This is a genomic window from Kocuria rhizosphaericola (assembly GCF_044462205.1).
Taxonomy (GTDB): Bacteria; Actinomycetota; Actinomycetes; order Actinomycetales; family Micrococcaceae; genus Kocuria; species Kocuria rhizosphaericola.
Window position 1 is genome coordinate 1 of sequence record NZ_JBISWK010000122.1, and the last position, 25,114, is coordinate 25,114.

Genomic DNA, 25,114 nt, shown 5'->3' on the forward strand with positions numbered 1-25,114 from the left:
GGGCGACGGACCTCCGGGCGAGCACCCCGGCGACGACCGGCGGAGCAGGTCACGGGGTCCGCCGCTCTCCCCGCCCGCCTATGCTGAGGCCTGACGGCGGCACTGCGCAGCGGCGGCGGCCGTCACGACGGAGGGGTGGACGGCATGGCGGCGAGCTATCGGTACGACGTGGAGGTCCTGCACCTGCTCGTGTCCCCTGCGCACGCCTACTTCGGCCGCGCCCGGGACGGCGCCGCGGACGTCCCCACCACCGACGCCGACCGGGCCGAGCTGGTGGCCGGCAAGGGCGTCGTCGGCGACCGGTTCTTCGGCAAGGCCGCGCACATGGACGCCGCCGTCACCCTGCTGGCCGTCGAGGCGCTCGAGGCCATGGCCGCGGACCTGGGCGCGCCCCCCTTCGACCCGCTCCTGGCCCGTCGCAACGTGGTCCTCCGGGGCGCCCAGCTGGCCCCGCTGCTGGGCGAGGAGTTCGCGCTGGAGTCCCGGGGCGCCCTCGTCCGGCTGCGGGGCGGGCGGCCCGCCCACCCCTGCGCCTGGATGGACCGGGTGCTCGCCCCGGGCGCGCACGCCGCCATGCGGGGACGAGGCGGGCTGCGCTGCCGGCCGCTGTCCAGCGGTGTCCTGCACCGCGGACCGGCCGTGCTGCACAGTCCGGTCCCGCTCGAGCCGGAGCAGGCCGGGGCGGCAGTCCTGCGACAGCCCTCCCGGTTGCCGTGATCTCCTCCCGGCCCTGACGGTGGATTCCTGCGCGGCCGACTCGCCGTGCTCACCGGCGATCCGGGACCGACCTGGGCCGTCCCCGGCCACAGTGCGCGCACGCCGGCACGAACCCGGGCGGCCGTGTCCCGGGGCGTCCGACGGTGGTCGCCGTCGGACGCGGCGGCTCAGGCCCGCGCGAGCTGGGGCAGCACCGTGTCCCCGAAGGCGTCGAGGAAGCGGCTCTGCTCCTGCCCCACGTGGTGCAGGTAGATCTCGTCGAAGCCGAGCTCGGCGTACTCGTGCAGCCACTGGGCGTGCCGGCCGAGGTCGGCGGAGACGTTGACCGCCCCGGCGACCTGCTCGTCCCCGACGTCCTCCTGGACCGCCTTGCGCAGGTAGTCCTGGGGGGAGGCGAGCTCGGCCATGGTCACGGGGTCGAAGACGTTGGTGCGCCACTGGTCGAAGGCGATCGCCCGGGCCTGCTCCGGGTCGGGCGCCCAGCTCAGGTGCACCTGCAGCGCGGCACGGCCGGTGCCGCCGGCCTCGCGCCAGGAGTCGAGCATCCGGCGCAGGTCCTCCAGGGGCTGCTGGACGGTGATGAAGCCGTCGGCCACCGGGGCGAAGCGGCGGACCGTCGCCGGGGTGAGCGCGGCCACGAGCAGGGCGGGCGGGACCGCCGGCGGGTCCCAGACCCGGGCGCGGTCGGCGTGGAACGGCTCTCGGCAGGACACCTCCTCGCCCGCGTGCAGCCGGCGGACGACGTCGAAGCTGCCCTCGAGGAACCGCTGCCGCTGCTCCTTGACCGGCCAGTCCGGGGAGACGGCCCGCTCGTTGAGCTTCTGCCCGCTGCCCAGGGCGGCCCAGAGCCGGCCGGGGAACATGCGGGCGAGGGTGGCCGTGGCCTGGGCGGTGACTACGGGGTGGTAGCGCCGGCCCGGGGCGTGCACGAACCCGAACGTCAAGTCCGTGGTGGCCAGGGCCGCGCCCAGCCAGGACAGGGCGAACCCGGAGTGGCCCTGGTGCGGTGACCACGGCTCGAGGTGGTCGGAGCACATGGCGGCGCCGAAGCCGGCCTGCTGGGCGTGCCCGACGTCGCGCAGCAGCTGCTCGGGAGGGATCTGCTCGTGCGAGGCGTGGAAGCCGATGGTCGCCATGGGGTCCTCCGGTCGAAGGCGGGAACAGAGCGGTCGGAACAGAAAGATCGGAACAGAGCGGTCGGACCAGGACGGGCACAGGGGGACGGGTGCCGCGGACCGGGTCAGCCGGAGGCCGCCCGGAGGTCCTCGGCAGGGGTGCAGAGGTTGCGCAGCTCGCCGATGCCCTCGATCTCGGTGACGACCTCCTGGCCGTCGCGCAACCAGATCCGGCGGGGCTTCTTGGCCAGGCCCACGCCGGCGGGGGTGCCGCAGGCCACGAGGTCCCCGGGCTCGAGGGTCAGGAAGCGGCTGAGGTACTCGACCAGCTCCACGGCGGAGAAGATCATCAGGTCGGTGCGGGAGTCCTGGTGCAGCACGCCGTCCACGGCGCAGCGGATCGCCAGCCCCGCCTCGGGGTCGACCTCGTCGGCGGTCACGACCACGGGGCCCACCGGGGTGGTGCGGTCGAAGTTCTTGCCCTGGAACCACTCGGAGGTCCGGCCCTGCCAGTCCCGCACCGAGATGTCGTTCATGATGGTGTACCCGGCGATCGCGGCCCGTGCCTGGTCGAGCCTGGCGTGGCGCAGGGGTGAGCCGATCACCACGGTGAGCTCGGCCTCCCAGTCGATCTTCTCGGACTCCTCCGGCATGGCGATGGGGTCGGTGGGACCGATGAGCGCGGTGGCGTACTTCGCGAAGATCGTGGGGTGCTTCGGGATGTCCTGGCCGACCTCCTCCGCGTGGTCGTAGAAGTTCAGTCCGGCGCACAGGACCTTGCCCGGGTGCAGGACGGGCGTCGCCAGGTCCTCCGGGGCCGGCGCGGGGCCCGGCTCCCCCGGCAGGCGCAGGTCGCCCCCGGCCAGGAGGGCCCCGACGTCGGGGACCGGGAGGTAGACGGTGCGCCCGTTCTCCTGCCGGAAGGCCTGGGTGGTGCCGTCTCGTCGCACGGTGCCGAGTCTCACGGGTGCTCCCTCACGTTCTGCGGTGCGGTCTCCGCCTCGATCCTATGCACCCCGGACGGGCCTATGCACAGCGCACCACCCGGGCCCCCGAGGCGCTCGTGGCCGCGAGCAGCCGCCAGCGCCCGGTGTCGAGGGTGTGGACGAGCTCGAGGGTCAGCAGCTCGGAGCGGGCGTTCAGCTGGACCTGGACCCGCCACATCTGCTGGTCCACCGCCCCGATCCCGCGGTCCTGGGGGAGTCGCGCGTCCTCGGACCACCAGGCGCGCCGCTCGTACCAGCGGACGGGGTCCTGGGCCACCCGGTAGTTCCGCCCGCGCCAGCGCACGCCCACCGGCACCCCGTCCGTGTCGCAGTCCACGTCGACGCTCTCCGTCAGGAAACCCACGGCAGCTCCTCTCTCCCTCGGCCGGCGCCCGATCCGCGGTGCGCCCTGTTCCCTGGAAGCTAGAACACCTGTACGACACGCTAACCCCTCGGGGCACACGAGCGGAACAGGTGTTCCCCTCCGGTGGCGGTTCCGACCGAGGTGTTTGCTTCTGCGACTCGAGGCGGGGAAGCATGGACAAGCCCAGCGAAATGGATACGCTGAGAGCACGGAGGGCGTGCCCTGCGCGACCCGCCCGGACGTCCCTTGTCCCTCGTCCGACCCGCCGGAACGTACCGGCGTCGACCTCACGGAGGCCTCCATGCCCGGAACCATCACGCTGATCGCCCACACCGCGGTGAACACCAGGACTCCCGCCGTGAACCTGCGTCCGGCCGCCCCGGAGGACGCCGACAGTCTCGCCCAGCTCTACTACTCCTCCTACGAGCAGGGCGGGGTCTCCAGTCTGCAGGAGGCCCACGAGGTGATCCGGGGGGTCTTCGACGGGGAGTACGGTCCCTTCCTGCCCGACGCCTCGCCGGTGGTGGTCGACGACGACGGGACCGTGGTGGCCGCAGCGCTCGTGCTGGCCCGGCGGGTCGGCGAGGACCTCCCCGACGTCCCCTACATCTTCGAGCTGTTCACGGCGGCCTCCCGCCGCCGCCAGGGCCTCGCCGAGCAGCTCGTGCGCTGTGCCATGAGCACCCTCTACGACAACGGCTACGACCAGGTCTGCCTGCGGATTGCCGAGGACAACGCGGCGGCGCTCGCGCTCTACCTGACGCTCGACTTCAACCGCTGGGTTCCCGAGACGGACTACGTCTGAGCCCGGCGGGCGCTCCGGCGCCGGGGACGCCGCAGGAGACGCCGGGGAGAACGCCGGAAGAAACGTCACGGGGACGGCCCGGGGCCCGCGAACGCGGCTCCCGGGCCTTCCCCCGTGGACGGGTCAGAGCGCGAACTCCTCCCGGGCCGGGGGCTCGACGGCGACGTCGACGAACCGCGCCCAGCGCAGGCCCACCTCGACGAGCCGGGTGGATTCGGGCTCGTGGCCGCCGGAGCCGGGGTGGCGGGTCTCCAGCCGCTGCCCCGCTTCCTGCGCCGCGTCGCCCTCGAGCACTGCCGCGTCGCCCTCGAGCTGGAACTCCTGGCCCGTTCCGGAGATCAGCACCAGGGAGACCCGCGGGTCGGAGCTGAGGTTGGAGAACTTGCGGCTCGCGATGTTCGTGCCGAAGACCAGGCGGCCGTCGTCGTCCGCCACGAGGTTGACCCAGGCGGACTCGGGGTATCCCCGGTCGCTGTTGGTCGCCACGACGCCACCGCCGTGGGCGCGGACGAAGTCCACGATGCGGCCGACGGTGTCCGGTGAGGCAGGGGTCATCGAGGTGCTCCTTCGGGACGGGGACAGGTCAGGGACCACGGTACGCGCTCAGAACAGGGCGGGCTGCGGGTCCACGAGCTCCGGGGAGTTGTTGCGCACGTTGCCGACCGCCGGGTCCACCGGGTCGAGCACCCAGCGGGCGGCCGTACGGTGCGCCTCGGCCCGGGCCAGGTCCACGAGCTGCGGGGCGTCCTCCTCCCCCGGGCGCAACCAGTCCCCCACGTGCTCGGGCGCCAGCGGGATGGGCATCCGGTCGTGCAGACCGTGCAGCTCCGTGAGCACCGGGTGCTCGGCGGAGGGCTCCGGGGAGTCGGTGGTGAGGATCGAGCAGGACAGCAGCCACGTGCTCCCCGCGCCGTCCCGGCCGGGCTGCAGGGCCGCGGAGTGCAGCTCCGTGCCCTCGGGCACCCGCCACCACTCGTAGATCCCGGCGAACCAGATGGTCTCCTCCGGCTCGGCCGGGTGGATGTAGTAGGGCTGCTTCCGCCCGCCCCGCCCGGCGCCGGGCTCCTTCTTCCACTCGTAGTAGCCGTTGGCCGGGACCGCGCACCGGCGGGCGCGGACCGCCTTGCGGAAGGACGGCTTCTCGAGGACGGTCTCCGACCGCGCGTTGAACATCTTCGACCCGACCGCCGGGTCCTTGGCCCAGCCCGGGACCAGTCCCCAGCGGGCCACGTGCAGCTCGCGGACCAGCTCACCGTCGTCGCCCCGGCCGTCCCCGCCCGTCAGGCGCTCGAGGACGATCGGGACGTCGGTGGTGGGCGCGGTGTTCCAGTTGGCCCGCAGCCGCTCCTGGTCGGCGGCGTCCCCGAGGCTCTCGTCCGGGACGGCCCCGGTCTCGGCCACGAGGTCGCCCACGGCCCGGGCGATGACATAGCGTCCGCACATCTGCTGCCTCCTCGGTCTGCCCGGCCCGCGGCCGGGGCTCAGTCGGTGAGCTGCCCGTACCCCAGGTACTCGGAGTACATGCCGTACACCTTGCGGATCCCGCGCTCGACGTCGGCCACGGTGGTGCCCGGGCGCAGGTCGTCCACGGCCCCCGCGGTGACGGGGTCCCAGTCCAGGTCGAGGGCGGCGTAGACGTCGGTGAGCACCGAGCGGATGGGCTCGGACTGCTCGACGACCAGCACGGTGCTGAAGTACCAGGCGCCCGCGACCACCCGCTGGGCGGTCCCGGCCAGCTTCACCTTCCGGCCCGGGGTCGACGACGACGCCGGGTGCGTCCCGTGCACGCTGTGCTCCCCGGCGCAGTACTCGCCCGGGATCTCGCCGACGTCGGCCTCGATCTCGAGCTCCTCCAGGGCGGCCACGATCATGTCGCCGAAGAGGCGGTAGCGGTCCTGGATGCCCGAGGTGGGGTCCTCGGCGGCCTCGAGGTGGTCGATGATCAGGCACCCGCCGTGGTAGGCGGCGGCCCGGCCCCCGACCTTGCGGACCAGGGGCTCGAACCCGCTCTCGCGGGCGGCCCGGGCGGCGTCGGCGAAGCCAGGGCGCAGCTCGTCCCGGCGCCCGAAGGCGACCGTGGGGGCCGGTTCGTAGAGGCGCAGGACGGGCCCGTCGCGGCGCACGTCGGCGAGGAGGGTCATGGCGCTCTCGTAGTCCTGCTGGGCGCCCAGGGACTCGCGCTGGCGGAGAAGTTTCATGCTGGTCCCAGTCTAGTGGCGGATCCGGACGGCCCTGCGTCGGGTCATGACCGGGCGATCCCGCTGCCGCGGAACCACTGCCCCAGGGCCAGGGCGCTGACCTCCACCTTCTCGGCCCACGCGACCGCCTCCTCGTCGGCGGCGTCGGAGACGTGCTTGACCATCCGCAGCGGCACGCCCAGGTGCCGGCAGGCCACCGCGATCGCCCAGCCCTCCATGTCCACGAGGTCCGCCCGGGCGGCCAGGGCGTCCCGGGCGGGTCCGCCGGCCACGAAGGAGTCCCCGGTGGCGAGGACGGGCCCGTCGCCGCCGAGCTCGATGACGTTGTCCACGGGGATCCCGGCCGCGCGCAGCAGCGCCTCGTCCACGTCCCGGTTGATGATCCGGGAGGGCTCGAGCACCCCGGTCAGCCCGTGCCTCAGGGCGCCGGCGCTGCCGATGTTGAGCACCGTCAGCTCGGCCCGGCGCGCGGGGTCCGGGCAGCGGGTCAGCACCGCCTCGGTGGTGCGCACCGCCGAGGCCGACATCCCGACGCCGGTGAGGACCAGGTCGATGTCCTCCGGGAAGTACTTGGTCTCCAGGGGGTGGGCGGCGAGAACGAGCAGCTGTGGCACCCCGTCACTCTATCCGCTCTCCCGGCCGCCCTCGCCGCCGGGTCCCCCGTCCGATCGCGGCTCCCCCCGATCGAACGTGGGGAGCTGCGACGGCACGGGGGACTCGGCGCGGCGGGCAGGAACCACAGGGGACTCGGCGCGGCAGGGGCTGAGAGGTCAGGCCGGGCGAGCGGCGAACAGCGCGGCGAGCCGCCGGTCGGACTCCGCCTGGGCATCGAGGTCGTACGCGCCGCCCGTCACGAGCAGCTCGTCCGCCCCGGTCCGCTCGAGCAGCCGCTCCAGCTCCGCCCGGACCTCCGGGGCCGTGCCGTGGACCGAGCCCGCGAGGGTCTCCGTCACGAGGGCCTGCTCCCGGGCCGGCAGCTCGTCCGGCTCCGCGGACCGCGCGGGCGCCAGGGGCGGGAACTCGCCCCGGGTGCGGGAGGCGGCCAGGGCGCGGGCCTCGGGCAGCAGCAGCTCCCGGGCGGCCGCGCGGGTCCGCGCCACCGCGACGTTCGCCGAGACCACCACGTGGGGGGCCGCCCACCACGACGACGGGCGGAACCGCGCGCGGTACCGCTCGAGCACCGCAGCACCGCCCGCGGGGCCCTCGCGGAAGAGCGCGGGGCCGCCGAGCACCACGGCGAGTCCCGCCCGGGCGGCGGTCTCCACCCCGGCGCCGGTCGCCAGGACGAAGACCGGTGTCGCGGCGTGGTCGCGGGGCCGGGCGGTCACCGGGGCCGCGCCGGAGAGGTGGGCGAGCAGCTCCGCGAGGTCGGCCTCGAAGCTCTCCGCGGCCTCCTTGCCGGTGCGCAGCGCGTCCCGGACGGCGGCGGTGAACCCGAGGGAGCGGCCCACGCCGAGGTCGATCCGGCCGGGGTGCAGGGCCTCGAGGGTGGCGGTCTGCTCGGCCACCACGAGGGGCTGGTGGTTGGGGAGCATGATCCCGCCGGAGCCGATCCTGAGCCGGCGGGTCCGGGCGGCCAGGGCGGCCATCAGCACCGCCGGGGCGGACCCGGCGATCCCGGGCACCGCGTGGTGCTCGGCCACCCAGAACCGGTGGTAGCCCAGCTCCTCCGCGCGCTCGGCCCGCTCCAGGACGTGGGCGAGGTCCTCGGCCTCCGTGGAGCCGTCACGGATGTTGGCGCGGTCGAGGAGGGAGAGCGGAACGTCGGAGAGGGCCATGGTGCCCACAACCCGGGCGGCGGCGGAGGCATTCCGCGCCGCGGCCGCCGAGGGGGGCGGGGCCGGAACCCTGGGCGGCCGTGGCCCGGCGTGGTCAGGTCCGGCGCCGGAGGTGGTCAGGGCCGGAACCCTGGGCGGCCGTGGCCCGGCGTGGTCAGGTCCGGCGCCGGACCTGGATCCGCCCGTCCTCGACCCGGGTCTCGTAGCCGGGCTGCGGGGCGGTCGCCGGTCCGCGGACGACGGCGCCGTCCGCGAGCCGGAAGGTGCTGCCGTGCCAGGGGCAGGTGACGCAGCCGCCGTCGATCGTCCCCTCCTCGAGCGGGCCCCCCATGTGGCTGCAGACGCTGTCGAGGGCCTCGATCCGGTTCCCGTCGCGGACGAGCAGCACCGAGACGCTGCCGGCCTGCACCCGTCGGTGCCCGCCGGCGGCGAGGTCGGCGTCGGCCAGGACGTCGGTCCACCGCCGCGGGCCCCGCCGCCAGGCGGTGCGGTTGACGTTGACGCCCCGCGCGTAGACGAGGTGGCCGCCCAGGTAGCCCCCGCCCACGACACAGCCGTAGCCGGCCAGCGCGAGAGCCTTGCCGGCCCCGCGCCGGCCCCGGAGCCGTGCGGCGAGCGAGGCCGTGTAGAACGTCAGGGCCACGCTGTTGGCGGTGGCGTGCACCAGGCCGACGCGCCGGTCCGCGCCCTGGGTGTCGGACCAGTCGTTGAGCCCGGTCGCGGCCGTGGGCACGGCGGAGGCCAGCCCCGCGGCCACGAGTAGGTCGGCGGCGCGGGCCGTGCCGGGGCCGCCGGCCAGGTCCAGCATCGCCGCCATGGTCCACGCGCCGATCGGGACGTCGGTGAGGAGGGGGTGCAGCGGGTGCCCGATCACGGTGCCGCTCAGCACGTTGCGCACCGGCGCGGGCCGCGCCGCCCTGCCCACCGCGCGGGCCAGGGGCTCCGCCACCTGGTCCAGTGCCTTCCATGTCTCCACGCGGGCCACCAGGTCCTCGAGCAGTTTCACGACCGTCTCCTCCGTGCCGGGGCGGTCAGTCTTCCACCCGGTCGCGGGCGGGACAAGGTCCTCCTGGTGTGTGAAGGGCGGCGGCTGCGGGAGCTGCTCAGCCGGCGCGGCCGAGGGCCTCCTCGGCGGCGACCCAGCCGAGCATCGCGCACTTGACGCGGGCCACGAACCGGGACACCCCGGCGAAGGCCGCGGCGTCGCCCAGGACCTCCTCGTCGGGGACCACGGTGCCCCGGGAGCGCAGCAGGTCCCGGAACGCCCCGATCCGCTCCGCCAGCTCGGCCCGTGTCATCCCGGGGGCGGTCTCGGCCAGCACCGAGGCCGCGGCCATGGAGATCGAGCAGCCCTCGCCCTCCCAGCTGAGCCGCTCGACCACCGGCTCCGCGCCCTCGGCGGCGGGGGCGAGCTCGACGCGCACGGTGATCTCGTCGCCGCACGTCGGGTTGTACTGGTGGGACTCCGCGCTCCCGTTCCCGGGCGCCGGGGCGGCCAGGCCCTCCCCGGACCGCCGCTTGGCGTGGTCCAGGATGACCTCCTGGTACATGCTGTCCAGCGCGCTCATCGTCTGCTCCTCGGGTGCTCCGCCGCGGTGGTCACGGCCTCAGCCGGACACGCGGAAGTAGGTGCGGACCCCGGCGAGCTCGGCCAGGAACCGGTCGACGTCCTCAGTCGTGTTGTACAGATAGGCGCTCGCCCGGGTGCTGGCCGTCAGCCCCAGGCGGCGGTGCAGCGGCTGGGCGCAGTGGTGGCCCACCCGCACGGCCACCCCCGCGACGTCGAGGACCTGGCCGACGTCGTGGGCGTGCACACCCTCGACGTCCACGGCCGCCAGTCCCACGCGCTCCGCGCCCGGGGCCGGGCCGATCAGCCGGATCCCCTCGAGCTCCGCGAGCCCGGCCGCGAGCCGCTGCCCCAGCTCGTGCTCGTGGGCGGCGACCCGCTCCATCCCGATCGCCTGCAGGTACCGCACCGCCTCGGCCAGCGCCACGGCCTGGGCCACGCGCTGCGTGCCGGCCTCGAAGCGGGTCGGGGCGGGCAGGTACTGGGCGCCCTCCATCGTGACCTTCGTGATCATGGATCCGCCCGTGAGGAACGGCGGCATCGCGTCCAGCAGCTCGGCCCGCCCCCACAGCGCCCCGATGCCGGTGGGCCCGAGCATCTTGTGCCCGGAGAACACGGCGAAGTCCACGCCCAGGGCGGGCAGGTCCACGGGCAGGTGCGGCACCGACTGGCAGGCGTCCAGCACGCTCAGCGCCCCGGCCGCCCGGGCCAGGCCCACCAGGGCCTCGACGTCGGTGATCGCGCCGGTGACGTTGGAGACGTGGCTGAAGGCCACCACCCGGGTGCGCTCGCCGATCACCTGCCGGGCGGCGTCGAGGTCGAGGGCGCCGGTCTCGTCGACCGGGATCCAGCGCAGGGTGGCCCCGGTGCGGGCAGCCAGCTCCTGCCACGGGATGAGGTTGGCGTGGTGCTCGAGCTCGGTGGTGACGATCTCGTCGCCCGGGCCCAGCCGGAACCGTCCGGCTGCTTCTGCCCCGCGCCCGGCCGTGGCGTTGGAGAAGGAGTAGGTGAGCAGGTTGATCGCCTCGGTGGCGTTGGAGGTCCACACCAGCTCCCGCTCGGTGCCGCCGACGAAGCCGGCCACGACCCGGCGGGCCTCCTCGTAGGCGTCGGTGGCCTCCACGGCCAGGGCGTGGGCGCCGCGGTGGACCGCGGCGTTGCGGTGCAGGTAGAACTCCCGCTCGGCGTCCAGGACGGCCAGCGGTTTCTGGGAGGTGGCCCCCGAGTCCAGGTAGACCGTCGGGGTGCCGGTCAGCAGCGGGAAGTCCGCACGGAGCGCACGCACCTCGGGATCGGTCAGGGGCAGCACGTGATTTCCTTCCATGTTCCGACACTGTACGTCCCGGGCCGGGGAGCGGGACGGCCGGGCTCCTCGCGGCGTCACGGGCGGGTCAGCGGTTGCGGGGGCGCAGGTAGGTGTTGCCGTTCGCGTCCTTCTCGACCACGAACTCGTCCTGCAGGTCCTGGTACCACTGCTGCGTCTGCGCGCTGGCCTCGGCCCCCTTGAGGTCTCGGGGGCTGCGCACGGCGGGCCCGTAGAACCGCATGGTGAAGTCGTCGAAGCGCCGGAACAGGCTGCGCCGGGGCCGGGCGTGCTCGTCGTCGGGGTGCTGGTGCGTGCGCATGGTGTCCTTCCGGGAAACGGGTCCGGGCCGTCTGTCCCGGATCCGTGCTGTCCCGTGACGGGCGGTCCGGTGCGGCCCAGGGCGTGTCGGGGTCCGACGGGGACGCCGACGCCCATGGGGGTCGTGATCCCATGATCTCCCGCCGGGCGGCGGGAGGAGAAACCGGCACCGGCCGGCACGGGCCCCGGCCGGCGGGGTTCTCGGGTCGGTCCGGGTCTGACCGGCGCCGTGCCGGAGGGGGCACCGAGGGTTCATCCGCGGACGAGGCGGATCAGCAGTCCCGCTCCGACCAGCACGGTCCCCGCCGCGGCGAGGAGCCACAGCCAGCGGTACGGGGCGATGAGGGCCCAGCGGTACGGATGGCGGGCGTGGTAGTAGACCGTGACCTCCGCACCGGCCGCGGGCGCTGTGGCCGGTGGGTGCGGCCAGGGTTCCTCGTGGATCTCGTACCGGGTGGTGTGCCAGCGCAGCCGGTGCCGGCCGTCCTCGACCAGGTGCACGGCGGCGGTCCTGACCCACCAGGCGTACAGGCACCGGACGAGCAGCGCGGCCACCAGCAGGGCCCAGCCCGCGGTGAGGCACGCGGCGCTCACCACCCCGGTGCGGGCCATCTCGCTGAGCTCGGTCACGAGGGCGAGCCTATCGTTCCGTCCGGTGGGAAGGGTTCGCCCCGGGCAGCGGAGCGACGAGCTGGGCAGCGGGACCTCCGGACGGGGACCGCGGAGGTCGCCGCCGCCCGTGCGGACCACGGTGCGGACCACGGTGCGGACCACGGTGCGGGCGGCCTCCCGGCCTGTCGGGCGCGCGCACGGACACCTGAAGGACACCACGAACGTATTGACGAACATCGATGTTGGTGGCACTCTTTCACATAGACGGACATCGATAACAGAAGGTGTCCGCCGCACCCGAAAGGAACCCGTCATGTCCAGAGTCCAGCTCGCCCTGCGCGTGGCCGATCTCGAGCGCTCCATCGAGTTCTACTCCACCCTGTTCAACACGGCCCCGGCCAAACGACGCCCGGGCTACGCCAACTTCGCCGTTGCCGAGCCGCCGCTGAAGCTCGTCCTGCTGGAGGGGGAACCCGGTGCGGACACCCGCATGGACCACCTCGGCGTGGAGGTGGAGAGCACCGAGGTCGTCGATGCGGCCGCGCAGCGCCTGACCGACGCCGGCCTGGCCACCCGGCCGGAGGAGCAGACCACCTGCTGCTACGCCGTCCAGGACAAGGTCTGGGTGACCGGACCGGGCCAGGAGCCGTGGGAGGTCTACACCGTCACCGCCGACGCCCGGCCCGACCTCGAGGGCCGGACCGGCCGGGAGCTCTCCGAGGTGGGTGGTGACGGCTCGTGCTGCACCGCCGACGCCCGGCCGGAGCCCAGCCACCGCTGACCCTCTCGAGGCCGCGGCCCGGCGTCCCCGGTGAGCAGCACGCTGCCGCGGGGGCCGGCAGCAGGCGACGTGGCCGGGGTGCAACGACGTCACGAACGGGAACGCCCCTGGTGACCGCGCCTGTTGCAGGAGTAAACTGAGGCCCTCAGCAGTTGCGCCCCGGCGCCGGGACGATGTTCCCGGCGCCACCGGTTCCCCGGAGGCGCACGAGCCCCGGGGGACGTCTCCCGGTCGACCGGGGGTCGACCGACGCCTCCGGCGCGTGCCACCGGTGCCCGTGCCGACGAACCACCTCACCACCTCGGGGGCCCACCATGAAACACCCACTCCTCTCGCGCGTGCTCACCGGCGCGTCCGCCACCGTCCTGGCGACCGCAGGGCTCGCCGTGGGCGCTCCCGCCCACGCCGCGACCGCGCAGCCCGTGTACTCCTACGCCCAGGGCTGGCGCGTGGACCAGCACGTGCGCAAGCTCGCGGACGTCAACGGCGACGGCCGCGCCGACGTCGTCGGCTTCGGCAACGCCGGCGTCCAGGTCGCCTTCGGCCAGGCCAACGGCACCTTCGGCACGCCGAGGATGAGCGTGCGGGACTTCGGCACCGCCCAGGGCTGGTCCAACGCACGGCACGTGCGCACGCTGGCGGACGTCGACGGCGACCGCCGCGACGACATCGTGGGCTTCGGCAACGCCGGGGTCTACGTGGCCTACTCCCAGGGCGACGGCAGCTTCACCGCACCGCAGCTCAAGGTCCGCGACTTCGGCTGGAACCAGGGCTGGCGGGTCGACATGCACCCGCGCGAGCTCGCCGACCTCAACGGCAACCTGACCGCCGACATCGTGGGCTTCGGGTACTCGGGCGTCACCGTCTCCCATGCCCTGTCCGACCGGACGTTCACCGGCACCGGCAAGCGCATCGACAGCTTCGGCTGGAACCGCGGCTGGCGGGTCGACAAGAACCCGCGGATGCTCGCGGACGTCGACGGCAACAGCACCGCCGACATCGTGGGCTTCGGCGACGCCGGCACGTACGTCTCCTACTTCTCGGCGCTCGGGGACACGTTCACCCAGCCCGAGCTGGAGATCCGCAACTTCGGCTACGCCCAGGGATGGCGCGTGGGCCAGCACCCGCGGATGCTGGCAGACGTCAACATCAACCCCGCCGGCAACGCCGCGGCGGACATCATCGGCTTCGGATACTCCGGGGTCTCCGTCGCCCACTCGTTGAACGGTGGGAACTACACCGGCGTGGCCGTGCGGGTGAACGATTTCGGCCAGGCCCAGGGGTGGCGGGGGGACCGTCACCTGCGGACCCACGCGGACATCAACGTCGACGGCATCCAGGACGTGGTGGGCTTCGGCAACGCCGGGGTCTACGTGGCCCACGGCCGGGCGGACAACACCTTCGGCCCGGTGTACCTGAAGGTCGCCGCCTTCGGCTACAACGACGGGTGGACGGAGGACCGGTATCCGCGTCTGCTCGGTGACGTCAACGGCGACGGTCGTGACGACGTCGTCGGCTTCGGGCACTCGGCCACGTACGTGCAGCTGTCCTGAGCCCGCCGGGCCGCGATCCGTCGCGGCCCGGTCACGGCGCCGCCCCCGTCCGCGCGGACGGGGGCGGCGTCGTGTCAGGTCACCGGACCCGGCTCCGAGCCGCGCTCGTGGACGTAGGCGGCCATGGTGATCACGGTGACGAGCTGCACGGCGACCACCACGAAGGTCCAGCCGCCCTCCGCGACGACGACGTAGACGGCGGCGGAGACGACGAGGACCAGCTGCAGCGCTCGGGAGACGGCCAGGGCCCGACCGCGCTCGCCGGGCGCGCCCGCGGAACCGGGGTCGGCGACGGGACCGGGATCGGGCTCGGGCTCGCCGGACTCGGGCGTTGCCGTGAGCGGCTCGGCCCGCCGGCGCCGCGAGAAGTGGACCGTGCTGATCAGCACGACGACGTAGAGCGCCGCGACGAGCCCGGTGACGAACAGCATGACGGAGCCGTCGTCGTCGCCGACGCGCATCCCCACCACGAGGCCGAGAGCCACGGGCAGGAGCCAGAGCCCCAGGAGCAGCTTGTCGCGCACGGTCAGCACGAGGCCCTCCCCCCGTTTCGACGATCCCCGTGACCGCATCCTCGCACCCGGTGGGTCCGCGTGTCTGACCCCTCATCCGGGGATGGCGGGGGCCGCTCCGGGCCGGTGACCGGCGCCGGTCCGTCCACCCGGGCTCCTCCGTGCCGCGGGGGCGGGGTCCCCGGCCGGTGCGGCCCGCAGCGGCGTCACACTCGCGCCTGTGGCCGTCATCTGCGGCGTGCCGTCCGGCGCCGGACGGGCACCGGGCGTAGAACAGGAGGGTGCCTCGCGCGCGTTCCCCCGACGCGCGCAGTTCCCCCGGGCGCGCTTCCCCCCACTCCCCCCAGGAGCACCATGAGCAACATCCCCTCCTCCTCCCCTGTCCCGGGACCGGACGTGGCCTCCCGCCGCGGTTTCGCCGTGGGCAAGTGGATCGTGGCCGTGCCGCTGCACCTCACCCTGGCGATCGGGCTGGTCGCCGGCTGCGCCTCCAGCACCGCGTCCACCGACCCGGTCGCCGGCCCCGTCCCGGGGACGGTGACGACGGTGCCCGCCACCCCGTCCGCGAGCGCCACGCCCAGCACCGTTCCCTCGCCCACGGCCTCGCGGACCCCGGGATCGGTCACCACGGTCGCCCCGGCGCCGGCCTCGTCCCCGGAGCCGTCGGAGACCCCCGTCCGTGCGGTCGCCCCGCCCTCGGGGGCGTTCCTGGCTCTGGAGGACCTGCCGGTGGCCGCCGCCGGGACGATGTCCGACTACGACCGTGACGCCCTGTTCGGCGGATGGATCGACGCCGACGGCGACTGCGAGGACTCCCGCAACGAGGTCCTCGCCCGGGGCCTGACCGGCATCACGTCCGCGGACGGGTGCAGGGTCGACACCGGCACCCTCGCCGACCCCTACACCGGGGCGAGCATCGACTTCGTGCGCGGAGTCGCGACCTCCAACGACGTCCAGGTGGACCACGTCGTCTCGCTCGGCAACGCCTGGGTCACCGGGGCGCGCCGGCTCTCCCAGGCCGACCGCGTGGCCCTCGCCAACGATCCGCTGAACCTGCTGGCGGTGGACGGCCCGACCAACGGGTCGAAGTCCGACCAGGACGCCTCCGAGTGGCTGCCTCCGAACCGGGCGTACGCCTGCGACATGGTGGCCGTGCAGATCGCGGTGAAGTCCCGCTACGACCTATGGGTCACGGCACCGGAGAAGGACGCCATGGCCGAGGTGCTCGCGGGCTGCCCGGACCAGCAGCTGCCCGGCGGCATCCCGTTCGGCGACATCCCCGGAGGCGCCGGGACCGCTCCGGAGCCCGCTCCGGCCCCCGCCGAGGGCCAGGAGGCTCCGGACGCCCAGGCGCCCGCCCCTGCGGACGTCCACTACGCCAACTGCACGGCCGCCCGGGAGGCCGGCGCCGCCCCGCTGCACCGCGGGGACCCCGGCTACCGCGACGCCATGGACCGTGACGGGGACGGCGTCGCGTGCGAGTAGGACGACAGCGACGACAGAAGGGACGAGGGCCGGAGATGTCCGCCGCACGCTGCGCCCCCGCTTCCACGGCGGCGTCCGCTCCGGGACGGGCGCCCCGCCCGCAGCGGTCCCCGAAGGATCCGACGACGGCCTGGCTGCTCTGGATCTTCCTCGGGGTCTTCGGCGCGCACCGCTACTACCTCGGTGACTGGAGGACGGCGGTGCCGATGACCCTCACCCTCGGGCTGCTCGGCCTCTGGTCACTTGCCGACGGCATCGTCCTGGGCCGCCGGCTGGAACGGATCAACGCCGGCCGGCTCTGAGGCCGTCGCGCCGTGCTCAGCTCTGCCAGGCAGCCCGTCCGCCGCTGCCGCGGGCGAACTCCGCGGCGCGGCGGTGCGGCAGCGCGTCCCACAGGGACCCCGCCGCCATGCCCACGAACCACAGGCAGGGGAACCACCACCGGCCGCCGTCCAGGTGCAGATAGCACGACGTGACGAGGACGAGGGTCAGCGCGATGTTGAGGAACATCAGCGTCATCTGGTGCGGCAAAGCGGCCCCCTTCACTGTTCGACGGCGTGCCCTCCGCATCGTGGCACGGCGCAGCTCGCCCCGTCTGACCCCTCTTGGGTGGGCAACTCCCAGGTGGACAACCGGGCGGGCAACCCGGGTTCGCCGTGCCGGCCGCTTACAGTGGGAAGCCCGCCCCCCAGCGAAGCAGAGGCACCCATGAGCCCGAAGGCCGTCGTCACCAGTCTGTTCCTCGCATCCGGTCTCGCCCTGGCCGGCTGTACAGGCGAGCCCCGGGCCGAGGAGGACACCCCCGCCGCCCAGATCTCGCCCTCCCCCACGGACACGGTTCGGGGGACAACGCCGGAGCCGACCTCCTCATCGACCCACGAGCCGAGCGCGGAGCAGGCTCCCGAGCCGGCCGAGGACTCCTCGCCGCAGCCCGAGGCCGCTCCCCCTGCGCCCGAGGAAACCGTTCCCGCCGATCCGTGGGCCGCGTTCTCCGCCACGCCCGAGGGACAGCAGTACGCCGGGACCGTGACCAGGATCGAGCAGCAGGAGGCCCAGGGCGGCGGCTTCGCGCACCGGCTCACCGCGGACGTGAACGACCGCGCCGTCGCCGTCGAGATCTGCGGTGCCTACCAGTCCGCGATGAACACCGGCCAGGACCGGATCGACGTCGTCGACACCGTCGGCCAGCTCCTGGCCTCCGCCACGGGCGGGCCCGGCAGCTGCCAGGTGCAGGTGAACACGGACGTGGGGGCGGTGCCCTTCCCGGAGAAGTTCACCTACGACGAGGCCCTGGCGGCGTGGCAGAGCGGGGTGCCCTACTACGACGCCTTCTGCGTCAACTACGATCCGGTGACGGAGGCCGGGGTCGCGCAGTGCACGGGCATCGAGAACGGGACCGTGGACAGCGTGACCGGGGAGTACATCGGCGGGTGACCGGCATCCGCACGGGCCGTCCGGTTGTCGACGGCGCCCCGTGCTCGGCGTACCCTGCTCATCATGGGGGACAGTGTGCAGCGGGCGGTCTTCACCACCCTCGACCCGGTCCGGGCCCTGGCCAAGCTGGACGAGGTCTACGCCCTGCGTGACGTGCGGTGGATCAGGAGCGGGGCCTTCTCCATGTCCCTCTCCTCGACCGGCGCAGGACCCGCGAGCTTCGGGCGGCTGCGGCTGGGCGGATCCTCCGTCCTGGGGACCACCGAGTGCGCCGAGGTGGTGCGGATCGGTCACGTGCTGGACGGCGAGCTGAGCAGCCCCGGCGGCCCCGACCGCTTCCCGCGCCGGGGCCCGTTCCTGTTCCCCCAGTCCCCGTGCACCAGCTACTGGGCGGATCTCGATCTGTTCAGCGTCTCCGTGGACGGCGCCGCGGTGGCGGAGCAGGCCGGGCAGCTGCTGGGAGCGGACTCCTTCCGTCTGCAGTTCACCGGCACCCGCCCCGTGAGCCCGGCCATGGCCCGGTACTGGTCGAGCTCCGTGGCCCACCTGCAGCGCAATCTGCTGCCCAACGCCCAGGTGATGAGCAGTCCCCTCGTCCGGGGCGAGATGACCCGGTCCCTGATCACCGCGCTGCTGCACACCTTCCCGAACACCTTCCTCCAGGGTCCGCCGGTGCCCGACGTTCCCGCCCCCCGCCCGGCGGCACTGCGCCGGGCGGTCTCGTTCATCGACGCCAACCTGAGCGAGGACATCGGGCTGCCGGAGATCGCCGCGGCGGCGAGGCTGAACCCCCGCGGGGTGCAGGCGGCGTTCCGCCGCGAGCTGCACACCACCCCCATCGCCTATCTGCGCTCCGCCCGGCTCGAGGCCGTCCACCGTGATCTGCTGGCCGCCGACCCGACCACCGGGACTACGGTGGAGGCCGTCGCCGCCCGGTGGGGCTTCACCCACCGCGGACGGTTCGCCGCCGCCTACCGGGACAGATTCGGTCAGGCCCCGTCCACCACCCTGCACGCGTGACAGCGTCGCACCGGACCCCGGGGAGGAACGACGTGACAGACCCGCCGCCCATCCGGCTGCGCGTGGCGACCACCGACCCCGAGGTCGCCAGCGACAGACTCCGGCAGACCTACGCGGGGGCGGAGATCCGCACGCCCCGCGACGACCCCGCGTTCGCATACCGCCAGGACGTGGACGGGGACGACGAGCTGACCCTGGGGCGATTCCACTTCGGGGGCCGTGGACGGGTGAACCTGGTCCTGGAGGACGCGCTCACGGTGGTCCGACGCCGCACGGGCACCCACCGCTGGGAGCTCGACGGCCGTCGCGGCACCGGTCTGATGGTCATCCAGCCGCACGAGGACTACCGGGCCGAACTGGAGTTCCTGGAGGTCGACTCCCTGAACCTGCACCTGCCCGCCCTGCGGGAGACCGCCCGCGCCGTCCACGGCGACCAGGGTCTGGAGGTCGCCTTCGACCATCCCCGGCCCGCGTCCCCGGCGCACGCGAAGTACTGGGCCGACACCTACGAGTTCGTCCACGAGGCCCTCACCGATCCCGCGATCGCCACCGTCCCCCTGCTGCGGGCGGATCTGCGGCGCCGGATGTCGGTGGCCACGCTGGAGACGTTCCGCCTCTCCGGCGATCCGAGGGCCCGGCGGACCTCGGTCGCCGCCCGGCAGACCGCCTACCGGCAGGCCGTGGAGTTCATGCACGCGTCGCTGTCGCTGCCGGTCACGGTCGAGGACGTCGCCCGCCACGTGGGACTGAGCACGGTCGAGCTCGTCCGGGTGTTCCGCTCGCAGACGGGGATGACCCCCGCGGAGCACCTGCGCGGTCTGCGGCTGGCGGCCGCCCACCGGGACCTGGTGCGCGGTGCCCCGGCCGACGGCGAGACGGTGCGCGCGATCGCCCTGCGCTGGGGCTTCCCCCACGCCGGGGACTTCGCCCGCCGTCACCGGCACGCCTACGGCGAGAACCCGGCGCGCACCCTGCACGGATAGGCCGGGGGGCGAGCCTGACGGCGCCCGGGTCCCGCGGCTGCTCAGGCAGAGCCCGGCCTGCACCCGGGTCGCGTCGTGGTAGGGGGCCGGCAGCGGCGCCTCAGGTCCCGCAGTAGGTCGTGTAGGTGCCGAAGTCGTCCGGGGGTCCGGCGGCGTAGCGCTCCAGGCCGGGGCGCTCGTCGTAGGGGGCGGTCACCGCCTCCAGGAGCCGTCCCAGGGGGTCGAGGTCGCCCTCGACGGCGGCGGCGAGGGCCTCCTCGACGAGGTGGTTGCGGGGGATGTAGACGGGGTTGACGCGCTCCATGACCCCGGGGTCCGGGCCCACGGCGCGCCAGCGCTCGGCCCAGGCGTCGAACGCCGGCAGGTCCAGGAACAGGTCGCGCGCGGCGTGCGCGCCGGTGCGGGCGGCCCCGCCCAGGGCGCGGAAGGACGCGGTCCAGTCGACGCGGTTCTGCTGGAGCAGCCCGAGCCAGTCGTCGACCAGGAACGAGGCGACGTCGCGGTCGAGGTCCTCGGGCAGACCGAGCTTGGACCGCATCCCCGCCGACCAGGCCGCGCTGTACTGCCGAGGGAACGCCTCGAGGGCCTCCTCCGCCATGGACACCGCCCGGTCCTGGTCCTCGTCGAACAGCGGCAGCAGGGCCTCGGCGAGCCGGGCGAGGTTCCACTGGGCGGCGACGGGCTGGTTGCGGTAGGAGTAGCGACCGCCGTGGTCGATCGAGCTGTAGACCGTGGCCGGGTCGAAGGCGTCCAGGAACGCGCACGGCCCGTAGTCGATGGTCTCGCCCGAGATGGTCGTGTTGTCGGTGTTCATCACCCCGTGCACGAACCCCAGGAGCATCCACCGGGCCACGAGCGCCGCCTGGGCGACGACCACCGCCTCGAACAACGCGAGATACGGGTTCTCCGCACCGGCGGCGTCGGGGTGGTGGCGGCCGATGGCGTGGTCGGCGAGCCGGCGCAGGAGGTCGGTGTCTCCAGTGGCGCGGACGTACTGGAAGCTGCCCACGCGCAGGTGGCTGCTCGCCACGCGGGTGAGCACGGCCCCCGGCAGCAGGGTCTCGCGGCGCACCTGCCGTCCCGTGGCCACCACGGCGAGGGACCGGGTCGTGGGGACGCCCAGGGCGTGCATCGCCTCGCTCAGCACGTACTCGCGCAGCATCGGGCCGACCGCCGCGAGACCGTCGCCCCCACGGGCGAAGGGCGTCCGCCCGGAGCCCTTGAGGTGCAGGTCGCGGCGCCGGCCGCCGGCGTCCACGATCTCGCCCAGCAGGAGGGCGCGCCCGTCGCCGAGGCGCGGGGAGAACGAGCCGAACTGGTGCCCGGAGTAGGCCTGCGCCACCGGGGTCGCCCCGCGGGGCACGAGGTTGCCGACCAGCAAGCGTGCGCCCTCCGGGCTCCGAAGCCACGCGGGGTCCAGTCCCAGCTCGGCGGCCAGGGGCTCGTTGAGGACCAGCAGCCGGGGGTCGGCGACGTCGTCGGCGCGCCACGGCACGGACAGCTCCTCCAGTTCCTGGGCGAAGCGGCTCTCGAGGACTACGGTGGACAGGGGTGCGGTGCTCACACGGTCCACGCTACCCGGAGGACCCGGTGCTGCCGAGGGGCCGGCGGAATCCGGGCCGCACCGCAAGGTTCAGAGCCGCACCACGGAATCCGGGCCGCACCACCGCCTCAGTGCCGCGTCGCAGGGCCAGTGCCGCGCTGCAGGACCAGCGCCGCAGCACGGGATCAGGGCCGCGCCGCGGCCCGCAGCACGGCCACGAGGAAGTCGCTGTCCTCCCGGTACGGGCGCAGGTCCCAGGTCGACAGCAGCAGGTCGGGCACGAGCCCGGCCCGCTCGGCGTCCCGCAGGAACTCCGGGAACGGATAGCCGCGGCCGGCGCCGAAGCCCACGGCCACCCGCCCGTCGGCGGTCAGGTGGCGGCGGAACCGGCGCAGCACCTCGGTGCGCGTGCTGGGGGCCAGGAAGGCCATCACGTTGCCGGCGCAGACGACGGCGTCGAAGGGCTCCGGCACGCCCCGGGCCGGCAGGTCCAGCTCCGCCAGGTCGCCCACGAGCCACCGGGGACCGGAGTGGTCCTCCTGCGCGGCGGCGATCAGGGCGGGGTCGACGTCGACCCCNCCCCGACGACGGTGTGCCCGCTGCGGTGCAGGTGGCCGCCCAGCCGGCCGGGCCCGCACCCGGCGTCGAGGATCCGGGACCCGGGCGGGACCATGGCCTCGACCAGCCGCGCCTCCCCCACGATGTCCTCACCGGCGGCCGCCAGGGCCCGGAACCGCTCGACGTACCACGACGAGTGCCCGGGATCCGCCCGCACCTTCTGCATCCACATGCTCTGCTCTGCCACCCGGCCAGGATACCGCCCGACCGGTGGTGCCCGGCGCCGTCGCCGGACGGGCGGACGCGCGTCACGGTCCTGGTGGCCGCAGGCGCGCGAGCCGGGCGACGCGGAGCCCGACGTGGAGCTCGTTGCGGGTGCGCCCGTCGTCGAAGTCCAGGTCGAGGCGCTCCTTGAGCCGGTCGAGCCGGTAGTAGAACGTCGAGCGGTGGATGTGCAGCGCGGCGGCGGTCCGCTGCGCGTCGGCCCCGCAGTCGAGGTAGGTCTCCAGCGTCCGCAGGAGCTCCGGGGCCACACCGGCGGCCAGGACGCGGCGCACCTGAGGCGGCAGGTCTTCGGCCGTCATCGACTCGAGCGGCAGCAGGGCCAGCAGCCCGTCCAGTCCGGCGTCGCCCCAGGTGCCGACCGGTCCGTGGGTGGGGGGATCCAGCCACAGGGTGCGCCACGTGCGGCGCGCGAGGCGGAACGAGCGGTGCACGTCGAGCAGGTTGTCGACCACGGGACCGATGCCGGCGCGCACGGTGTCGACGTCGGGCCGGGTGAGGATGCGCGCCAGGCGGGGGACGACGACGGGCCGGGGGAAGACGAGGACGCCGGTGCCGTCGTCGAAGGTCGAGCCCACCACGGACGCGGTCGAGCTCCTGGCCACGAAGTCGAGGGTCCGGTGCACGGCCAGCACGGTCCGGCCCGTCTCGTCCGGTGCGGCAGCGAGCGGGTCCGCGCCGAGGACCACGGCGCAGTACTGCCGCGACGAGCCCAGCAGTCCCTCCCCCACCAGGGCCTCGGCGGCTCCTGGCCGGCGCGCCGGGTCGCCGGCGACGAGGGCTGTGAGCAGGGTCCGCGCCCGGTCCCGGTCCCGCGCCGCGTAGAGCGTCCGCAGGGACAGCAGGACGCCGAGGGCGGGCGCCTCGTCGAGCAGCACCCGGACCTCGTCCGTGGACGGGGACCGCGGACCGTCCAGGACGGTGAGCAGGTGCCCCACGCGGTGGCGGTGGTCGTGCAGCGAGATGACCAGGCACCGGCCCAGCTCCGGGACGTCCTCGACCGAGAAGCCGTCGGGGCCGGCGGCGGGGACGTCCCACGAGTCGCTGTGCGCGAGGGCGGCCGAGAGCCGGCACCGCTCGTCGTCGGACTCGTGGATCGACCAGGCGACGACGCGCATGGCGGTGTCGAGGACGATCAGCCGGCGGGCAGCTCGTTCGGAGAGGTCCTGGAGCGAGTCGTCCAGGTCGGGGGTCCGGTGCACAGGTGGTCGGTGGCTCCTCGGCTACGGCGGGCAGGCGGCCGCGCACCGTGGGGAGCGCTGCACCGCCTGTCGGACATGGTGTCCAGTGGATCGTCCCGATCTTCCCACAGCTGTCCGAAGAGGGTGAGGGCGAGCACTGGCTACGGTCGGAGCAGGAGATGCGGAGAACGAGCTTCGCGGCACGAGCCCCGCAGCAGGAGCCCCGCCGCACGAGCTCGGGAGCACGAGCTTCGCGGCACGAGCTGCTGAGCACGAGGAGAGGATCACGAATGACGACCACCGGGAGGCGCATCGCCGTCGTCGGCGCGGGCATCGGCGGGCTGACGCTGGCCATCGAGCTGCGCCGCCGCGGCCTCGATGTCGAGGTGTACGAGGCGGCCGAGGAGCTGCGCGAGGTGGGGGCCGCCGTGGCGCTGTCCGCCAACGCGACCCGCTTCTTCCTCGAGCGGTTCGGGCTCGAGGAGCGGCTGAGCACCAGGTGGGCGGAGGTCGAGGCGCTGGTCTTCCGCGACGGGCGCGACGGCCGGCTGATCGGCCGGCACGGCACGGGCTACCGCGAGCGCTTCGGCGCCCCGTACGTGGGAATCCACCGCGCCGACCTGCAGCAGATCCTCTCCGGCGCCCTCGGGACGGACGGCCTGCACCTGCGCAAGCGCCTGGTCGACGTCGACGACGGCGGCGCGGCCGCGGTGCTGCGCTTCGAGGACGGCAGCACGGCCGAGGCCGACCTGGTCATCGGTGCGGACGGGGCCCGCTCCACCACCCGGAGGCTGCTGCTGGGCTACGACGACGCGCTGTACTCCGGGACCAGCGCCTCCCGCGGCATCGTCCCGCCCGAGGCGCTGTCCGAGCTGCCCGATCCCGGGGCCATCCAGTTCTGGATGGGCCCCGGCGCGCACCTGCTCCACTACCCGATCGGCGGCGGCGACCAGAACTTCTTCCTCGTGGAACGCTCCCCCTCCCCCTGGCCGCACCGGCGCTGGGTCGTGCCGGTCGACGAAGGATCCCACCTCGAGCGGTTCCGCGGCTGGCACCCGGCGGTCCGGCAGATGGTCTCCGCCGTGCCCGTCACGGAGCGCTGGGCCCTCTTCCACCGCCCGCCCCTGTCCCGGTGGTCCCGTGGCCGTGTGACGCTGCTGGGCGACGCCGCCCACGCGCTCGTGCCGCACCACGGGCAGGGCGCCAACCAGTCGATCGAGGACGCGATCGTACTGGCCGACCAGCTCGCCGGGAGCACCGACTGGGACGCGGCGCGCGAGCAGTACGAGCGGCTACGCCGCGGACGGACCCGCAAGGTGCAGTACGCCTCCATCACCACGGCCGACGTCCTCCACCTGCCCGACGGCGAGCGCGCGGACGAGCGCAACGCCCGGCTGGGGCACCCCGGCGCCGTCGACCGGCACCTGGCCTGGATCCACGGCTTCCGCGCCGACGTCGACGTGCCCGACGACGAGGGCGGCGGTACCTGGCTCTGACGTGGACCGGCCTGTCGCCGCGGGCCGGCCGGAGCGCTGTCGGTCCGTTCGGTCCGCGACGACGGCGTCGATGTGCACCGGCTCGCTGATGAGCTCGTGCTCCCGCACCTGCTCCTCGATGAACTCGAGGGACTCGACGTCGATCTCGGACTTCGACTGCGGCAGGACCACGGACTCGGCGACCTCGGGCGTCTCGCGGGCCAGGTCGGGCAGCGCGGCGCGGAACGCGTCCGGGTGTCCCGCGACGGACTCGGCGGTGGCCTCGAGTCCGTTCCGGAAGGCCTCGATGACCTCCGGGTTCTGCGCGTGGTACTCCTGGGTCGCCAGGAAGATCCCGACCATCAGGCCGGGGCGGGCCTCTGCGTACGGCCGGAGGACGGGGCGGGCCCCCGGACTCCGCGCCGAGGGTGACGAAGGGCTCGATCTCCCACGCCGCGTCGGCCTGTCCGCGCGGGAGCAGGTCGATCCCCACGCCCAGCGGCCGGATTCCCGGTGCCGGTTCGTGGACGCGGCACGGGAT

General features: G+C 74.3%; 27 protein-coding genes and 1 pseudogene. 10 read left to right on the top strand and 18 right to left on the bottom strand.

Going from position 1 to position 25,114, the window contains the following annotated elements:
- The first annotated feature begins 144 nt into the window (after positions 1-144).
- The gene (locus ACH9D2_RS12445; RefSeq protein ID WP_396363118.1) at positions 145-717 is read left to right on the top strand and encodes an MOSC domain-containing protein; all 573 of its coding nucleotides are present in this window, start codon (positions 145-147) and stop codon (positions 715-717) included.
- 167 nt (positions 718-884) lie between these two features.
- Here ACH9D2_RS12445 and ACH9D2_RS12450 read toward each other — a convergent pair whose 3' ends face one another.
- From ACH9D2_RS12450 to ACH9D2_RS12460, 3 genes are all read right to left on the bottom strand, one after another.
- The gene (locus ACH9D2_RS12450; RefSeq protein WP_396363119.1) at positions 885-1,853 is read right to left on the bottom strand and encodes a TIGR03885 family FMN-dependent LLM class oxidoreductase; all 969 of its coding nucleotides are present in this window, start codon (positions 1,851-1,853) and stop codon (positions 885-887) included.
- Between the two features lie 104 nt (positions 1,854-1,957).
- On the bottom strand, positions 1,958-2,797 hold the full coding sequence (locus tag ACH9D2_RS12455) for a fumarylacetoacetate hydrolase family protein (protein WP_396363120.1): 840 nt from the start codon (positions 2,795-2,797) through the stop codon (positions 1,958-1,960).
- A 61-nt stretch (positions 2,798-2,858) separates the two neighbouring features.
- Complete coding sequence (locus ACH9D2_RS12460; RefSeq protein ID WP_396363121.1) at positions 2,859-3,182, bottom strand: DUF6504 family protein; 324 nt, start codon at positions 3,180-3,182, stop codon at positions 2,859-2,861.
- A 301-nt stretch (positions 3,183-3,483) separates the two neighbouring features.
- Here ACH9D2_RS12460 and ACH9D2_RS12465 point away from each other — a divergent pair, with 301 nt between their 5' ends.
- Positions 3,484-3,987 (top strand): GNAT family N-acetyltransferase, encoded by a 504-nt coding sequence (locus ACH9D2_RS12465; protein ID WP_396363122.1) that lies wholly within the window; start codon positions 3,484-3,486, stop codon positions 3,985-3,987.
- Positions 3,988-4,110: 123 nt separating this feature from the next.
- On the opposite strand, the gene ACH9D2_RS12470 is transcribed toward ACH9D2_RS12465, so the two are convergent.
- The 10 genes from ACH9D2_RS12470 to ACH9D2_RS12515 all read right to left on the bottom strand — a co-directional run bounded on the left by ACH9D2_RS12470 (position 4,111) and on the right by ACH9D2_RS12515 (position 11,784).
- Positions 4,111-4,542, bottom strand: coding sequence for a pyridoxamine 5'-phosphate oxidase family protein (locus tag ACH9D2_RS12470; protein WP_396363123.1), 432 nt, complete (start codon positions 4,540-4,542; stop codon positions 4,111-4,113).
- A gap of 48 nt (positions 4,543-4,590) precedes the next feature.
- Positions 4,591-5,430 (bottom strand): SOS response-associated peptidase family protein, encoded by an 840-nt coding sequence (locus tag ACH9D2_RS12475; RefSeq protein WP_396363124.1) that lies wholly within the window; start codon positions 5,428-5,430, stop codon positions 4,591-4,593.
- 38 nt (positions 5,431-5,468) lie between these two features.
- On the bottom strand, positions 5,469-6,185 hold the full coding sequence (locus ACH9D2_RS12480) for a lipoyl protein ligase domain-containing protein (protein ID WP_396363126.1): 717 nt from the start codon (positions 6,183-6,185) through the stop codon (positions 5,469-5,471).
- A gap of 44 nt (positions 6,186-6,229) precedes the next feature.
- Positions 6,230-6,799: a nucleosidase gene (locus ACH9D2_RS12485; RefSeq protein WP_396363127.1), complete on the bottom strand. Its 570-nt coding sequence runs from the start codon at positions 6,797-6,799 to the stop codon at positions 6,230-6,232.
- Between the two features lie 156 nt (positions 6,800-6,955).
- On the bottom strand, positions 6,956-7,963 hold the full coding sequence (locus ACH9D2_RS12490; RefSeq protein ID WP_396363129.1) for an MsnO8 family LLM class oxidoreductase: 1,008 nt from the start codon (positions 7,961-7,963) through the stop codon (positions 6,956-6,958).
- Between the two features lie 154 nt (positions 7,964-8,117).
- Complete coding sequence (locus ACH9D2_RS12495; RefSeq protein WP_396363130.1) at positions 8,118-8,969, bottom strand: Rieske 2Fe-2S domain-containing protein; 852 nt, start codon at positions 8,967-8,969, stop codon at positions 8,118-8,120.
- A gap of 97 nt (positions 8,970-9,066) precedes the next feature.
- A complete protein-coding gene (sufU, locus tag ACH9D2_RS12500; protein ID WP_396363131.1) occupies positions 9,067-9,531 on the bottom strand; it encodes a Fe-S cluster assembly sulfur transfer protein SufU in 465 nt (154 codons plus the stop codon).
- Between the two features lie 39 nt (positions 9,532-9,570).
- Positions 9,571-10,854 (bottom strand): SufS family cysteine desulfurase, encoded by a 1,284-nt coding sequence (locus ACH9D2_RS12505; protein ID WP_396363132.1) that lies wholly within the window; start codon positions 10,852-10,854, stop codon positions 9,571-9,573.
- Between the two features lie 67 nt (positions 10,855-10,921).
- Positions 10,922-11,155: a hypothetical protein gene (locus ACH9D2_RS12510; RefSeq protein ID WP_396363133.1), complete on the bottom strand. Its 234-nt coding sequence runs from the start codon at positions 11,153-11,155 to the stop codon at positions 10,922-10,924.
- Positions 11,156-11,406: 251 nt separating this feature from the next.
- A complete protein-coding gene (locus tag ACH9D2_RS12515; protein WP_396363134.1) occupies positions 11,407-11,784 on the bottom strand; it encodes a hypothetical protein in 378 nt (125 codons plus the stop codon).
- Between the two features lie 295 nt (positions 11,785-12,079).
- Here ACH9D2_RS12515 and ACH9D2_RS12520 point away from each other — a divergent pair, with 295 nt between their 5' ends.
- The gene (locus ACH9D2_RS12520; RefSeq protein WP_396363135.1) at positions 12,080-12,547 is read left to right on the top strand and encodes an ArsI/CadI family heavy metal resistance metalloenzyme; all 468 of its coding nucleotides are present in this window, start codon (positions 12,080-12,082) and stop codon (positions 12,545-12,547) included.
- 314 nt (positions 12,548-12,861) lie between these two features.
- On the top strand, positions 12,862-14,100 hold the full coding sequence (locus tag ACH9D2_RS12525; RefSeq protein WP_396363136.1) for an FG-GAP repeat domain-containing protein: 1,239 nt from the start codon (positions 12,862-12,864) through the stop codon (positions 14,098-14,100).
- 74 nt (positions 14,101-14,174) lie between these two features.
- Here ACH9D2_RS12525 and ACH9D2_RS12530 read toward each other — a convergent pair whose 3' ends face one another.
- Positions 14,175-14,633, bottom strand: a complete 459-nt coding sequence (locus ACH9D2_RS12530) for a hypothetical protein (RefSeq protein WP_396363137.1) — start codon at positions 14,631-14,633, stop codon at positions 14,175-14,177.
- 333 nt (positions 14,634-14,966) lie between these two features.
- Here ACH9D2_RS12530 and ACH9D2_RS12535 point away from each other — a divergent pair, with 333 nt between their 5' ends.
- Complete coding sequence (locus ACH9D2_RS12535) at positions 14,967-16,097, top strand: excalibur calcium-binding domain-containing protein (RefSeq protein WP_396363138.1); 1,131 nt, start codon at positions 14,967-14,969, stop codon at positions 16,095-16,097.
- Positions 16,098-16,132: 35 nt separating this feature from the next.
- Complete coding sequence (locus ACH9D2_RS12540) at positions 16,133-16,399, top strand: NINE protein (protein ID WP_396363139.1); 267 nt, start codon at positions 16,133-16,135, stop codon at positions 16,397-16,399.
- A 16-nt stretch (positions 16,400-16,415) separates the two neighbouring features.
- Here ACH9D2_RS12540 and ACH9D2_RS12545 read toward each other — a convergent pair whose 3' ends face one another.
- Positions 16,416-16,628: a hypothetical protein gene (locus ACH9D2_RS12545; RefSeq protein WP_396363140.1), complete on the bottom strand. Its 213-nt coding sequence runs from the start codon at positions 16,626-16,628 to the stop codon at positions 16,416-16,418.
- 177 nt (positions 16,629-16,805) lie between these two features.
- Between ACH9D2_RS12545 and ACH9D2_RS12550 the strand changes: the two genes are divergently transcribed.
- The 3 genes from ACH9D2_RS12550 to ACH9D2_RS12560 all read left to right on the top strand — a co-directional run bounded on the left by ACH9D2_RS12550 (position 16,806) and on the right by ACH9D2_RS12560 (position 19,534).
- The gene (locus tag ACH9D2_RS12550; RefSeq protein ID WP_396363141.1) at positions 16,806-17,531 is read left to right on the top strand and encodes a hypothetical protein; all 726 of its coding nucleotides are present in this window, start codon (positions 16,806-16,808) and stop codon (positions 17,529-17,531) included.
- A 63-nt stretch (positions 17,532-17,594) separates the two neighbouring features.
- Positions 17,595-18,551, top strand: a complete 957-nt coding sequence (locus tag ACH9D2_RS12555; RefSeq protein ID WP_396363142.1) for a helix-turn-helix domain-containing protein — start codon at positions 17,595-17,597, stop codon at positions 18,549-18,551.
- Positions 18,552-18,583: 32 nt separating this feature from the next.
- Positions 18,584-19,534: a helix-turn-helix transcriptional regulator gene (locus ACH9D2_RS12560; RefSeq protein WP_396363143.1), complete on the top strand. Its 951-nt coding sequence runs from the start codon at positions 18,584-18,586 to the stop codon at positions 19,532-19,534.
- Between the two features lie 100 nt (positions 19,535-19,634).
- Here the strand turns inward: ACH9D2_RS12560 and ACH9D2_RS12565 are convergent, their stop codons facing one another.
- The 3 genes and pseudogenes from ACH9D2_RS12565 to ACH9D2_RS12575 form a co-directional block, all read right to left on the bottom strand.
- Positions 19,635-21,098: a protein adenylyltransferase SelO family protein gene (locus tag ACH9D2_RS12565; protein ID WP_396363144.1), complete on the bottom strand. Its 1,464-nt coding sequence runs from the start codon at positions 21,096-21,098 to the stop codon at positions 19,635-19,637.
- A gap of 164 nt (positions 21,099-21,262) precedes the next feature.
- Positions 21,263-21,882: pseudogene (locus ACH9D2_RS12570) on the bottom strand (class I SAM-dependent methyltransferase).
- Positions 21,883-21,943: 61 nt separating this feature from the next.
- The gene (locus tag ACH9D2_RS12575; RefSeq protein WP_396363145.1) at positions 21,944-23,119 is read right to left on the bottom strand and encodes a helix-turn-helix domain-containing protein; all 1,176 of its coding nucleotides are present in this window, start codon (positions 23,117-23,119) and stop codon (positions 21,944-21,946) included.
- 269 nt (positions 23,120-23,388) lie between these two features.
- Between ACH9D2_RS12575 and ACH9D2_RS12580 the strand changes: the two genes are divergently transcribed.
- Entirely contained in the window at positions 23,389-24,594 is a 1,206-nt protein-coding gene (locus tag ACH9D2_RS12580) for an FAD-dependent monooxygenase (protein ID WP_396363146.1), read from the top strand.
- Positions 24,595-25,114 lie beyond the last annotated feature (520 nt).